Source organism: Paenibacillus sp. FSL K6-4396 (assembly GCF_038002525.1).
Taxonomy (GTDB): Bacteria; Bacillota; Bacilli; order Paenibacillales; family Paenibacillaceae; genus Paenibacillus; species Paenibacillus amylolyticus_B.
The window spans coordinates 3,163,998-3,176,883 of record NZ_JBBOCR010000001.1 but is presented as its reverse complement, the minus strand read 5'-3'; the positions used below and the strand labels follow the sequence as shown (position 1 = coordinate 3,176,883).

Genomic DNA, 12,886 nt, shown 5'->3' with positions numbered 1-12,886 from the left:
AAACCCCCTTTGTTTATATTTATGTAAAAAAAGACCGGAGAAGAAGCTGAATCAACTTATGTACGATAGTCTTTCCGGTCGATCTTCACATGACTTGAACCTCTCACCACCAGTTCACCCGCCAATTTCTGTGCAGCCCCTTGTTCTTTCTCCTTGATCATACCCACCAGTTGATTGATTGCCAGGATACCCTGTCTTGCAATTTGATTTCTTACCGTTGTGAGCGGTGGAGAAAAATACTGTGCGATATCAATATCGTCGAAACCCACGACACTAACATCTTGAGGCACTTCAAAACCCTCAGATTTCAACGCATGCATACAACCAATAGCACTCAAGTCATTCCCTGCAAGAAATGCATCAGGCCGCTTGCCGGGGTGTAAATGAAGAAAAGATTTTATCGCACTATACGTGCTCTCCTCCTCAAAGTACCCTTGTATAATGTAATCTTCATCAATTGGAAGCAGGTATTCACGCAAGGCAGCCAAATAGCCATCTCTACGCTGCACACTGTCAAACATTGTGTCCACGCCAGAAATATAAGCAATTTTCTTGTGCCCCAGCCCAATTAAATACTTGGTAGCTTCATAAGCCGCCACATACGAGTCAAAAATGACACTTCCCATCGTATCACTCTGATAGACCCGATCCAGAAAAACCGCCTTGATCTTGTCTTTCTCCATGGCGATAATATCTTGCTCATCGATCCGAAGCTCTTCGTAGATAATGACACCATCCACCCGCCGACCCAGAATATTACTCATAATAACGTGTTTATCCTTGGTCACAAATACATTCAGCCCGTACCCAAGACGATCACATTCACGAGACATTGACTCAACCAGCTTATAGAAATACGGACCCGATACACTTGTAGTGAAAAAACCGAGCATTTTGGTTTGACCGGACTTCAACAGCTTGCCATTCAGATTGGGCACATAATTTAAACGCTCTGCCACCTTAAGAACATGTGATTTTGTCTCCGGGTTCAAGACATCCACACCATTTAAAGCGTTGGAGACTGTAGAGATGGATACGCCTGCTTCCCTTGCTACATCTTTAATCGTTATCTTTGCCATAAGTTTTGTTCCTTTACTATAAAAACGTTTTTATAATGTTTAAATTATCATAAAACCGTTTTCATGGCAACACTTTAATTTGCGAGCTCAGGCATCATGCACTTTATTTATAGCTATACGCCATTGCGGGCGCAAAAAAACGGCTCATGTATGAGCCGCCGTTCCTGTAGTTTTATCTTTCTATTCCTCATCCTGAACATACATGGAGTGAATCTGTTGCAGCTGCTCTTCCAGACGTTCCAAGCGAACAAAACGATCCGCTCGAATATATTCCTTCTGCTCCACAAGCATGATCATTGTTGGAACGGTAAAAATAAGAAACTTGGACGCAACCTCTTCCACTTCATTAGCATTAATGTGACCCAGGTATATCGATGGATAAGGTTCAAGCAACGTCCTGATCTTAGGAAGTAAAGCGTGGCACACGCTGCACTCTGGCCGAGATACATACAAAAAAACCAATTCATGTTGTTGAATATTTTCTTCAACCATTTCTATGGATGTTAACTCATGAATATCTTTCATAGAAGCTCAACCCTTTCAGTTAATCAATAGCTTGCTCATTTAAACTTTTACTTTTCAAGTATAGTCTATGTGCGTTAAAATCAAATGGGATATATCCCCATATGAAAGAGGTTATGGTATGAAAAAATCATTCTTATTTCTGTTCACTGCCCTGGTTGTTGTTACTTCCTTCTCGGCGTATGCACCTGTATCGGATGCTTCTGGCGATATTGGAGTAAGCCTGTTATCCGATCGTCAACAGGGTACAGTAAAGTAGCACTTGTACAGAAACCAGCAGGCGACAATTCGGATAACATCTGAATTAGTCGCCTGCTTTCATTTAGTCATATTGATTTTTATTTCCAATCTCTCTTCCGAAGATAAGATTCAAATACAAAAGTTCCAAACGGCAATAGACCGGCGAGACCACCCATTAACCAGCGCGTGATCTTCCACTTTTTGACCACAGCCAAATGCACTAGCGCAATAAGGTACAAAGGAAACAAAATACCATGAATCATGCCCATTATGGCTACAGCAGAAGAAATATCTGCAAAGTATTTCAGAGGCATAGCAATAAAAATCAACAGAAGTAAGGATACCCCCTCCCATATGCCCGCAATTCTAAATCGGCCTGTCACTGTCTTCATAAAGTCCATTCTCACCTTTCCCGCTGATCGTTTGTGAAATATGTAACTTGTAACATGCTACGAGAACTTCAATCACATCTCCGTACAGATATGTCGTTCTGAAGCTTATCCTCAGTATAACGTATGAGGTTAATTCGAAGATGCTTCAAATTTGAATAATTATTGAATCCATAAAACCCGATTCCCACAACAGGTCTTACGGATTCAAGTCGTCTCACGCTCAATCAGCTGGTATGTTAGCTGTTCGGTCTTCAACTCTGTTTTACCCAATACGACCCACAATTGATGGAAAGCTTGGGTGGCTTGCTCCGCAATCGGATTGTGTATGGTCGTGATTCCAAGAACACGGGAAAGCTCGATATCATCAAAACCCACAATGGCAAGTTGTTCCGGTACCTGAATATTCCGTCTGCGTGCTTCACTCAGAATGCCGATGGCTGCATAATCATTCGAACATAATACGGCCTGTGGAAGCTCTCGCTCCTCTGCCATTCTTCGCATCGCTTCTTCACCATCAGAGGAGCTAAATACGGAATACTGATATGCTTCATTCCATACAGGTAACCCTCTACTCTTCATGAAAGTTTCATAGGCTTTACGGCGGCTCTGGGTATTCAGACTCTCAGCCCTGCCAAATGCATTTGCAATTCGAGTGTATCCTCTTGATACCAGATGCTCCAGAGCTAACTTATACCCTTTTGCCTGATCCATCGCAACAGACGGAATCTCGTCGTTCCCCATTCGCTGCCAGGAAACAATCGGGCCGTATTCCATATACGCTTTTAATTTCCGAGGATCGTTAACACAGGTAACAATTAGGAGTCCATCCACCCGCTTGCTACGCAGGTCTTCAAATCCTTGTAACTCAATTTCCTTATTTCCACGGGAAGTATACACGATCGTCTGAAACCCGAAATCCATCGCTGTTTCCATAAACTGATTCATGAAGGTGAGACTGAGATCGTCAATGGTTGACGTTATGATGCCAATTTGTTTGGTCTTGCCTGTAGATAATGATACTGCATTCCGGTTCGGAATATAATTTAACTCCTTCATAATATTCGTTATGATATGTCTTGCTTCGTCACTAACATGTGGGGAATGATTGATTACTCGCGACACTGTCGCTCTTGAGTAACCAGATCGTTTCATAATTTCATCGAACTTTGACATCGGAGACTCCTTTCTTGCTAACGAACTACATAAGTTCATCCAGTACTATTTTGAATAATAGTATGCCTCATATCTGGGTCAAAAGTAAAACTTGACGTGTAACCCGTTACAACGTTTAAGCTTTTTTTATGTCATACATGAATCATCTTAAATATAAATTTGATGAATGGAGCGATACACATGAATAACTCTCAAAATCATATCTATCAATTCCCGGAAAATTTCCTGTGGGGTGGCGCAATTGCAGCCAACCAGGCTGAAGGTGCATACAATCAAGGCGGCAAAGGTCTTTCTACTCAGGATGTAGCTCCCCAAGGCATCAAGGGTCCCATCACGGAAGAGCCGACTGAAGATAATATGAAACTGATTGGTATCGATTTGTACAACCGTTACAAGGAAGATGTGAAACTGTTTGCCGAGATGGGCTTCAAAGTTTTCCGTACGTCCATTGCATGGTCCCGAATCTTCCCGAAAGGTGATGAGCTCGAACCGAATGAAGAAGGCTTGCAATTCTACGACAACCTCTTTGACGAATGCCATAAATATGGAATTGAGCCATTGGTTACATTGTCCCATTACGAGACCCCTCTTCATCTATCCAAAGAATACGACGGCTGGGTGAACCGCAAGATGATTGGATTCTATGAGCGCTACGTAACTACTGTCTTTAACCGGTATAAAAACAAGGTGAAATACTGGCTGACTTTCAATGAAATCAATTCCATTCTTGAAGAACCATTCATGAGCGGAGGTATATACACACCCAAAGAGAAACTGAGCAAGCAGGATCTGTATCAAGCTATTCACCATGAATTTGTAGCCAGTGCTTCTGCCGTTAAACTCTGTCATGAGATTATTCCCGGTGCTCAGATTGGTTGTATGATGCTCAGCATGCCAACGTATCCGCTGACGCCACATCCAGACGACATGATCCAGGTAATGGAATTCGAACATAGCAATTATTTCTTTGGTGATGTGCATGTTAGAGGCCGCTACCCAGGATACATGAAACGTTACTTCCGTGAGAACGGAATTCAGATTCATATGGAAGATGGCGACGAAGATATGCTGCTTCATACGGTAGACTTTATCTCCTTCAGCTACTATATGAGCCTGTGTCAGACTGCTGATCCAGCGAAACAGATTGCCGGTGAAGGGAACTTGCTTGGTGGTTACCCTAATCCATATCTGGATGCAAGTGAGTGGGGTTGGCAGATTGATCCGCAAGGATTGCGTTATGTACTCAATATGTTCTATGACCGTTACCAGAAGCCGCTGTTCATTGTGGAAAATGGCCTTGGAGCAGTGGATGAATTGATCACCGGTGCGGATGGCGAGAAAACGGTTGAGGATGACTACCGGATCAAGTATTTGAACGATCATTTGGTTCAGGTTGGGGAAGCCATTGAAGATGGTGTGGAGATCATGGGTTATACTTCATGGGGTTGTATTGATGTAGTCAGTGCGTCTACTGCCCAGTTGAAAAAACGTTATGGCTACATTTATGTTGATCGTCATGACGATGGTTCAGGAACACTCGAACGTTACCGCAAAAAATCCTTCCATTGGTACAAAGAAGTGATCAGCAGTAACGGAAAAAGTTTGAAACGTTAAGTTCAAGCAAAAGTTTAAGAAAATGTAACAGATATATCCTTCTATCCCCCAGCAAATCACATGAAAAAGTGTCGATTATTCGATACCTTGGCAAGTGTTCTGTGTGGGGGATTTTATTAAAAACACCCGATGATAAACATCGGGCTTTGTCATGGGCTAAAATGCTAATCCTCACTTTATGTTCTTCACCTTACTACATCCCTGCTGTACTTTGTTTTGTCTTCTTCCGTTATCTTGCGAAGGACCCTGCAAGGATTACCCGCAGCAATCACACCAGACGGTATACTCTTGGTCACTACGCTCCCTGCGCCGATGATCGTATTATCTCCAATCGTCACACCGGCAAGAACTGTCACACCGCCACCGATCCATACATTATTGCCCACCGTGATGGGTCCAACGATCTCCAGACCTTCATTGCGCTGCTCCACATCATAAGGGTGGCCTGCAGTATAGAATCCACAATTCGGAGCAACAAAAACGTTATCCCCAAAACTGATTTTTCCTCCATCCAGCATGACAATATTATGATTGCTATAGAAGTTCTCACCAATTTCAATATTATAGCCGTAATCACATACAAAGGGCTGTTCAATCAGGAAACGATCCGTCGTTTTCCCGAGCAGTTTCTTGATTAACGCTTCTCTTTCATTGATCTTCCCTGGATGGAGCTTGTTATAATCGTAACAAAGCCCTTTGGAATGTAAACGCTCTTCAATTAACTCTTGATCATAATTGGCGTTATACAAGAGCCCTAATTGGGATTTTTCTTTTTCAGTCATCATTTCGTAAGCACTTCCCATCTTCTATCTATACATATGTTAAAGCTCTATCTCTCTAATGATTCTGGCAGGATTGCCGCCAACGATCATATTATCGGGAACATCCTTTGTAACCACAGACCCGGAAGCAATGACCACGTTGTCTCCAATGGTAACCCCCGGATTAATAACGGCTCTACCACCAATCCATACATTATTGCCAATCGTGACTGGCTTGCCGTATTCTGCACCCGTATTGCGTTCATGCGGATGGAGTGGATGAGTAGCTGTATAGATATGTACATCTGGTCCCATTAAGCAATGGTCTCCAATACGAACTTCACACACATCTAATATTGTACAATTAAAGTTGGTATAAAAATGATTGCCTACATGAATGTTATATCCATAATCCACATGAATATTAGGTTCCATGCCTAGGTGTTCACCTGTAGATCCAAACAGTTCCTTCAATAACTTGGTGCGAAGCTCACCGTCCGTTTCCGTCGTTTGATTAAACGTCCGAGTCATTTTCCTTGCATACTCTCTGTCCTCAGACAATTGAAGATCCGAAGCCATGTACAGCTCGCCATCCAGCATTTTTTGTTTTTCCGTCTTCGTAGTCATGATCACCGCTCCCTCAATACACATCATGTAATTCACATTAAATAATACTTTTAAAAACTATTTTAATTATATAGATTAGTATGAATAAAGCAAGTTTTGCTTGATATGAAAATGGTTTAATCTACTGACGCGTACTCTAGTGAAACAGCAAAAAAACCTCTACACCCATTAGACTATGGGAATGCAGAGGTTCAAGCTGTTGTCTAATTTCTTTATTCTAAGCAACCGCCTGAACGGTTTTTTCCTTCACGCTAATGGCATAGATGGCAGACAGCAAACCAAGCAGAACCAGAACAGAACCAACCCATCCGGTGTTCAGAATCGATGAGTGATCAATCACCATGCCACCGATATAAGTACCCAGTGCAATACCTGCATGTGCAATACCTGAGTTGGTGCTGATTAGCGTTTCGGCTGTTTCCGGTGACGTTTTGATAATCAGACTATTTTGTACAGGCGTAACGGTCCAGCTCAGTGCACTCCAGATGCTTAACAATAACAAGAAGGCGATCAAAGGTAATCCCACACTGAACGGAATGACAGCCATACTTATGATAAAAGGAATCAGCACAATGACAATGGCTTTAGCAGGATGCAGACGATCGGATAACATGCCACCTATGCCTCCACCTGCAACAGCAGCGATCCCAAACATCATATAGATAAAGGTAACCATCGTGGCGCTGGCTCCCAGCGTTTCTTGCAGAAACGGTGTAAAATACGCATATAAAGTCAAATGACCCGCAAGCACAAGTAAAGTTGTCGCATGGATTGCCAACATTTTAGGATTCCACAGAGCCGTAAGCTGTTTCTTCAAGGATACCGCAGGAATCGGCTGCACACGATCCATCGCAATCCAGATGGCCACCATAACCACTGCGGTCAGAACAGCGATCAACATAAACACCTCACGCCAGCCTGCCAAGTTACCTACAAAGATTCCAAGAGGTACACCCAGGATAAGTGATGCACTACCTCCCATGGTAATGATCCCCACGGCGCGTCCTTTATATTGTGGTTCCACAATGCGAGCTGCAAGGGTCAGGGAGAGTACAAAAATAAGTGAGCCCGTGGCGGCTCCGAGCGCTCTGCCCGCCATCAGCATATAAAAGCTGGTACTGAATGCAGAGATCAGATTACTGATTAGAAATACAAACAGCGTACACATATATACTTTTTTACGCTCGAATCTGGCCGTCATATTTAATAAAATCGGCGCAGACAACGCATAGACAAGTGAGAAAATAGAAATTAAATACCCGGCTTTAGCCAGGGAAAGACGAAGATCCGTAGCAATCAGGTCCAGAATTCCGCCCAAGATCAGTTCAACGGTTCCGACCACAAATGCTGCGATAGCAAGCACATATACTTTCTTATTCATTTTTGAATCCTCCTCAAAAAGTTACAACTACGATAGTAACCCATAAGATTGAAAGTTTCAATAGTTATTTTCATGAATATTTTCAAACAAAGATATAACAAAAAAACTATTCTCCAAGAGAATAGTTTTAATAGATCAATCTGGTGAGCAGTTTCTCGATTTCAGCATCCTGTAACAGTTGGTCACCGTATTTTTTGGTAATTTGAGTAAGCGCAACATCATGGTAGAAATAATCAGTCATCGCTTTGACAATCGGTTTGGACATCGTCTTGATCGCTCGCCATGAATCGTGCTCCACACCCGCAAACAGCAGATATGCATGATCCACAATAAGCAGTTGTGAAGGTTCCGGCGCATCAAGCAATGGAATCAACGAGTATATCCGGTTTAAGGATGTCTCCATTCCCCCAACGGCAAGCACTTCAACGTACACGCCCTGCTTTTCCTTCTGCTCCAGCAGTGTACGATATTTCTCCATTCGCTCATTCCAGGCCAGAAAAAGAATGGATGAATCTGCTTCCTCGATAAGCTGTTCGATATTCGATGCGATGGACGACTCATCTTTTAACGTCCAAATATGCTCATCCGTAAATGTACGTTTGATTTTGTAACTTTTCAATTCCTCAATATCTTTCTCAAAATCAGCCTTGATCTTATGAATAATGGATTGAAGATCCACAGCCATATATAGTTTTTTCTTCCCATCCATCGTTGTCAGCACCGTTCCCTTGTCGATCAGGCGATTAAGCACTTCATAGATTTTGGCTTTGGGAACGTTGGAGTAATTTACGATCGATGTAGCATCAAGAGGTTCATCCTGTGCAAATATAGCCTCGTATACCTGACTTTCATATTGTGTAAACCCGAATTTCTGCAACATGGTTTAAATCTGCGCATCCCTTCTTAGTATGTCTGGTCTATCTAGTTTAGTCGGCTATACTTCCCATGTCCAGTATGTCCCAATTGACCTAGGAATGTGGAATCACAATTAAATTTAACGATGTCACCAAAATAAAATCACTTTCCAGTGGTTATATTAACAATCGGGAATACACATTTTGCTTATGGAAGGAGTTGTAATTTATAATGGAAAGCACTCAAGATTTTGTGAAAAAAGTTAACGAAAATGCCGAAAAAGCGCGTCACAATAAAAACAACGGCAAGGGAACACCAGGGGACAAGTTGCCATCCAAACAGCATTCTACGAATAAGTAGAGTCTATTTATTGAACAGCATGACTTCCGTCTAACACCCTTTCCTCTACTTTTCATCTACTATTAAGAACCTTTAATAGAAAAGAGATGATTAGTATGGCTCGTGTCAATGCTGTTCCACAACCGGATCTGGTATTAATCTATTGGTCCAGAAATCCGCTCATTCCCGGTTCTGCGCGCAGAATCCAAAGTGTACGAGTGATTGGCAACACGTCTCCGTGTACATTCACATTAGTTCCCGGCGCATTATTGATTAATGCATTAAACTGTTTGCTGGACAACGATATTGGATTCAAAGTGGTATACCGCCAAAAAACGTCAACCATCAGTGGAGTTCTGTTATTGAAACGCAAATAATTAAAAGCAAAAAAATGGTGCCTCCCTTTAAGGGGCGCACCATTTTTCATGTTCCATTCTTGGATACTATGAATCAATCATGCTATTGGTTAGCTGCGATGGTATCGTTTACTTCTTGTGTGATTTGATCCCCGCCAAGTTTCTTCCAATTGGCTACGAAATTATCAAACTCGTCAATCGACAAGTTACCATAGATGATTTTCAGAAACGTCTCGGCTCTCAGTTTATCCAGTGTAGCTTGCTTCGTATTCATTGTTCTCGTCGGTGCATAGATGAATTCATTCATGACAATGAGGTCATTATCCCGATAATATTTAATCACACCTTGTGAACTCTCTGGGCCAAAGATACGCTCCATATGCCACTTGTCGAGATTCCCATTCCGATAATCCATAATATCGTCATAGAACAGCTTCGCTTCGAGTTCCAATCCGGACGTATCTCCTGTTTCAAGCGCCTGCTCTACTTCATCCTGCGCCTTCACATTTTTGTTGGCTGGCAGGTTGGAGACCGTTGCATTATGAAAACCAAGACCGGTCAGTCCATTCAAATAAGCAGCCCGTTCTTCCTTGGCAGACTCACCGAACATTTTTTCAGCCTGGAAATTAAGCAGTTTAATCAACGCTTCTGGATGCTCGTAGCCTTTACGAACGGCAAATATACCGCCAAGACTAAGATGATTCTGTGTTTTGGCTGGCTGATCATCAATCGATTGAACCGGGTAAGCCATCCAGTCGATGTTCTTGTCTTTTTTAATCATGCTGCTAACCTGAAATGGTGCCCATTGTGGCAGGAAGAACATGCCTGACTTGCCTGCATTCACATCCTCCATCATTTTAGCAAAATCCTTCACGCCAAATTCAGGATCAAGCACACCCTTCTGATACAGAGTCTGAAGCTCACGCAATCCTTCTTTCACTTCCGGTTGGATCGTTCCATTCACGACTTGACCTGAAGCATCCTTAATCCAGGTTTCGAGATAACCATGATAACCGAGCAAGAACGCATTAATAGGCAAATCTTTGTTTAAGGCAATACCATACGTATCATCTTTGCCATTTCCATCTGGATCTTCGAAGGTAAAGGCTTCCGCAATCTGGATGACATCCTGCATGGACTTGGGCGCTTCAAGACCAACCTTTTTCAGCCAGTCCTGACGAATCCAGATCATATCCGAGGAATCCAGCGAGCCTGGGAAACTCACCATGGCGTATATTTTTCCATCCTTCGTTACTGGCTTCAGACCTGCTCCATCTTCAGCAGACATGAACTCCTTCACCAGTTCGGATGCATACTTGTCATATACTTGGGTCAGATCCTCCAGCATTCCTGCTTCATGCAGTTGTTCGAATTGAACAGCACTCACTTTCAGGACATCCGGCAGATCACCACTCGCCAATGTGACATTCATCTTATCGTTATAATTGGCATCCGGAACAATCCATTCGTACGTTACATCAATACCAAGTTCATCCTTGTACCCTCTGGTCCAGATGTTATTGGCGTGTGTATCTCCTTGGGCAAGCGATTCTTTCCCTGTTTCATTCATGGTGGAAGTCAGTTTAATGGGTGGGTCATATTTCGTAAGTGGTCCTCCCGCATCCTGCTGTGTGTTCGGTTCAGCTTCATTCTCGGCACTTCCCGCACCAGATGAACAGGCAGCAAACGTGGTGGCCAGTACCATGGTTAATGTTAATAATGAGAACTTCTTAAATGATATATTCATGCGAATCCCCCTTTTTTCTCCTCCCGTGAGGTATAATTTTATATTACAAAGAAAGCGCTATCACTTCGAGTGTATCCCGTTGACATCTGGTATCTTTGATTTACCATTTGAGATATCATTTAACTTTTCTGATCCCGAAACTCTTGAGGGGTGCAGCCTGTTGCTTTTTTGAAGAAACGATAAAAATAATGCTGATCGCTAAACCCAACTTTCGCGGATATTTCATGCATTTTGCAGGAAGAACCCAGAAGCAGCTCTTTGCTTCGCTCCACTCTGCGGTCATGGATGTAGTCGGATATGCCTTTGCCTGTAATCCGTTTGTACCAACGCGACAGATAAGAAGGATTAAGAGAGACTTCCTGTGCGATCCGTGTGAGTGAGAGGTCGTCCTCCAGATGGTGCTTGATGTAATGATGGATCGTAATTAGAATCTGTGATTGATCATTCAGGCGAGCATCGCTTCGTTTGGAGATCATCCATTCGTATGCCGATTGATAAAAGATGACCAGATCAGACCATGCGGTATGGATGTCAAAATGCAGCATTCGGGAAAGCGATATTTCTTCCATTGCCGATTCATACAACCCCAGTTCGTGCAGGACTTCAATGAGTACACTCGCTGCACCCGTATACGTTTTCATGCGGAAGAACGGATCTTGAAGCCCTTCCTTCGCAGCCTCGGTCCATTTATGGAAAGACTCCATCCATTCCCGATCCCCGGCGGTTATTCGCTGTTTGATCTGATCCAGATGCAGCGTTACAACACCCTGTTGATTCATGATGCTAGGGGTGTAAGGCAATTCATCCTGGATATTTACACGCAGCAGCTTCTCCATCCCAAGCCCGGGACTCTCATGAATCGACAGGCGTAACTGCCCGATTGCCTGATTAACCCCGCTCCATTCTACCGCCTGCTCACTGACCATGATAGATACAGACAGGTTCAGACAGTCCGCACAGGATTGCTGCACAGACTCCAGTGTTCCATAGACAAAACGAAGAGTTTGTTGCCAGTTATCCAGCTGACTCCCTCGTTCCCCTTCATTATTAGATATGTGGGACGGATGCGCCCCTTGCGATTGAATAAAGCAAGCGATGACCTGAGTGTCCAGATCAATTGCCTTCACCTTGGCCTTGTCCTGCAGCAACTCCTCCGCAACATTGGCAACGGCATACCGGATGAGACTGCGGTCCGCCTGAGACTGGTAGTTGTTCCACTCCTCCACTCTTATAATCACAGGAATAACAAGTTGATCAGATTGGAAGGGGAGCTGCACGGCATCCAGCTCTTCCTGAAGTGAAGCGATATCAGGTCTATCCGTTCGCTTCAGCACATCCAGCAGCAATTGACGCTGTAACTGGGGCAGCGCTCGTGGCAATTTACTGCGAAACCATGCAGCTTGGTAGCGAAAATCATTCTCTTCCGAGATCTGTGTTAATGCCCGTTCTACCGCAGCCCGAATGTGATTCATGCCCTCTGTCTTTAACAGGTAATCAACAACGCAAGGATTCCGAATAGCTTGGTGTGCATAATCAAATTCGTTATGACCTGTCAGCAATAGGACTTTGCATCGTGGCCACCGATCCATAATCTGCTCAATTAACTGCATGCCATCCATGCCAGGCATACAGATATCGCTGAGTACAATATCAACCTTGACCGAGTTCAGCCAATCGATAGCTTCATAGGCAGAGTATGCCTTGATTATCTCCATGTCCTGAAGATTTGCTTTTTGAAAGAACGCATACAGTCCATCTAAAATAACGGGTTCATCATCTACAATAAGCATCCTCTGCATG

14 protein-coding genes are annotated in these 12,886 nt (G+C 43.3%); 4 read left to right on the top strand and 10 right to left on the bottom strand.

The window, feature by feature from the left end:
- Positions 1–56 precede the first annotated feature (56 nt).
- Positions 57–1,079 carry a LacI family DNA-binding transcriptional regulator gene (locus MHB85_RS13840; RefSeq protein WP_192131769.1) on the bottom strand — a complete coding sequence of 341 codons (1,023 nt, stop codon included), beginning with the start codon at positions 1,077–1,079 and terminating at the stop codon, positions 57–59.
- Positions 1,080–1,259: 180 nt separating this feature from the next.
- Positions 1,260–1,604: a thioredoxin family protein gene (locus MHB85_RS13835; protein ID WP_192131771.1), complete on the bottom strand. Its 345-nt coding sequence runs from the start codon at positions 1,602–1,604 to the stop codon at positions 1,260–1,262.
- 118 nt (positions 1,605–1,722) lie between these two features.
- Between MHB85_RS13835 and MHB85_RS13830 the strand changes: the two genes are divergently transcribed.
- Entirely contained in the window at positions 1,723–1,860 is a 138-nt protein-coding gene (locus MHB85_RS13830) for a hypothetical protein (RefSeq protein ID WP_179198532.1), read from the top strand.
- A 79-nt stretch (positions 1,861–1,939) separates the two neighbouring features.
- On the opposite strand, the gene MHB85_RS13825 is transcribed toward MHB85_RS13830, so the two are convergent.
- Complete coding sequence (locus tag MHB85_RS13825; RefSeq protein WP_091017704.1) at positions 1,940–2,233, bottom strand: DUF3817 domain-containing protein; 294 nt, start codon at positions 2,231–2,233, stop codon at positions 1,940–1,942.
- A gap of 204 nt (positions 2,234–2,437) precedes the next feature.
- Positions 2,438–3,406 carry a LacI family DNA-binding transcriptional regulator gene (locus MHB85_RS13820; protein WP_091016606.1) on the bottom strand — a complete coding sequence of 323 codons (969 nt, stop codon included), beginning with the start codon at positions 3,404–3,406 and terminating at the stop codon, positions 2,438–2,440.
- Between the two features lie 180 nt (positions 3,407–3,586).
- Here MHB85_RS13820 and MHB85_RS13815 point away from each other — a divergent pair, with 180 nt between their 5' ends.
- The gene (locus MHB85_RS13815; protein ID WP_192131773.1) at positions 3,587–5,020 is read left to right on the top strand and encodes a glycoside hydrolase family 1 protein; all 1,434 of its coding nucleotides are present in this window, start codon (positions 3,587–3,589) and stop codon (positions 5,018–5,020) included.
- Between the two features lie 185 nt (positions 5,021–5,205).
- Here the strand turns inward: MHB85_RS13815 and MHB85_RS13810 are convergent, their stop codons facing one another.
- From MHB85_RS13810 to MHB85_RS13795, 4 genes are all read right to left on the bottom strand, one after another.
- Entirely contained in the window at positions 5,206–5,802 is a 597-nt protein-coding gene (locus MHB85_RS13810) for a sugar O-acetyltransferase (RefSeq protein WP_197997720.1), read from the bottom strand.
- 39 nt (positions 5,803–5,841) lie between these two features.
- Positions 5,842–6,408, bottom strand: a complete 567-nt coding sequence (locus MHB85_RS13805; RefSeq protein WP_192131777.1) for a sugar O-acetyltransferase — start codon at positions 6,406–6,408, stop codon at positions 5,842–5,844.
- A 217-nt stretch (positions 6,409–6,625) separates the two neighbouring features.
- Positions 6,626–7,789, bottom strand: coding sequence for an MFS transporter (locus tag MHB85_RS13800; protein ID WP_192131778.1), 1,164 nt, complete (start codon positions 7,787–7,789; stop codon positions 6,626–6,628).
- A gap of 127 nt (positions 7,790–7,916) precedes the next feature.
- Positions 7,917–8,669: a TrmB family transcriptional regulator gene (locus tag MHB85_RS13795; RefSeq protein ID WP_091016614.1), complete on the bottom strand. Its 753-nt coding sequence runs from the start codon at positions 8,667–8,669 to the stop codon at positions 7,917–7,919.
- 206 nt (positions 8,670–8,875) lie between these two features.
- Here MHB85_RS13795 and MHB85_RS13790 point away from each other — a divergent pair, with 206 nt between their 5' ends.
- Both MHB85_RS13790 and MHB85_RS13785 read left to right on the top strand, forming a co-directional pair.
- Positions 8,876–9,004: a DUF4023 family protein gene (locus MHB85_RS13790; protein WP_047842809.1), complete on the top strand. Its 129-nt coding sequence runs from the start codon at positions 8,876–8,878 to the stop codon at positions 9,002–9,004.
- 95 nt (positions 9,005–9,099) lie between these two features.
- Entirely contained in the window at positions 9,100–9,360 is a 261-nt protein-coding gene (locus MHB85_RS13785; RefSeq protein ID WP_091016616.1) for a hypothetical protein, read from the top strand.
- An 82-nt stretch (positions 9,361–9,442) separates the two neighbouring features.
- Here the strand turns inward: MHB85_RS13785 and MHB85_RS13780 are convergent, their stop codons facing one another.
- Together MHB85_RS13780 and MHB85_RS13775 are read right to left on the bottom strand one after the other, a co-directional pair.
- Positions 9,443–11,086, bottom strand: coding sequence for an extracellular solute-binding protein (locus MHB85_RS13780; protein ID WP_192131780.1), 1,644 nt, complete (start codon positions 11,084–11,086; stop codon positions 9,443–9,445).
- A gap of 119 nt (positions 11,087–11,205) precedes the next feature.
- On the bottom strand, positions 11,206–12,885 hold the full coding sequence (locus tag MHB85_RS13775; RefSeq protein ID WP_192131782.1) for a response regulator: 1,680 nt from the start codon (positions 12,883–12,885) through the stop codon (positions 11,206–11,208).
- Position 12,886 lies beyond the last annotated feature (1 nt).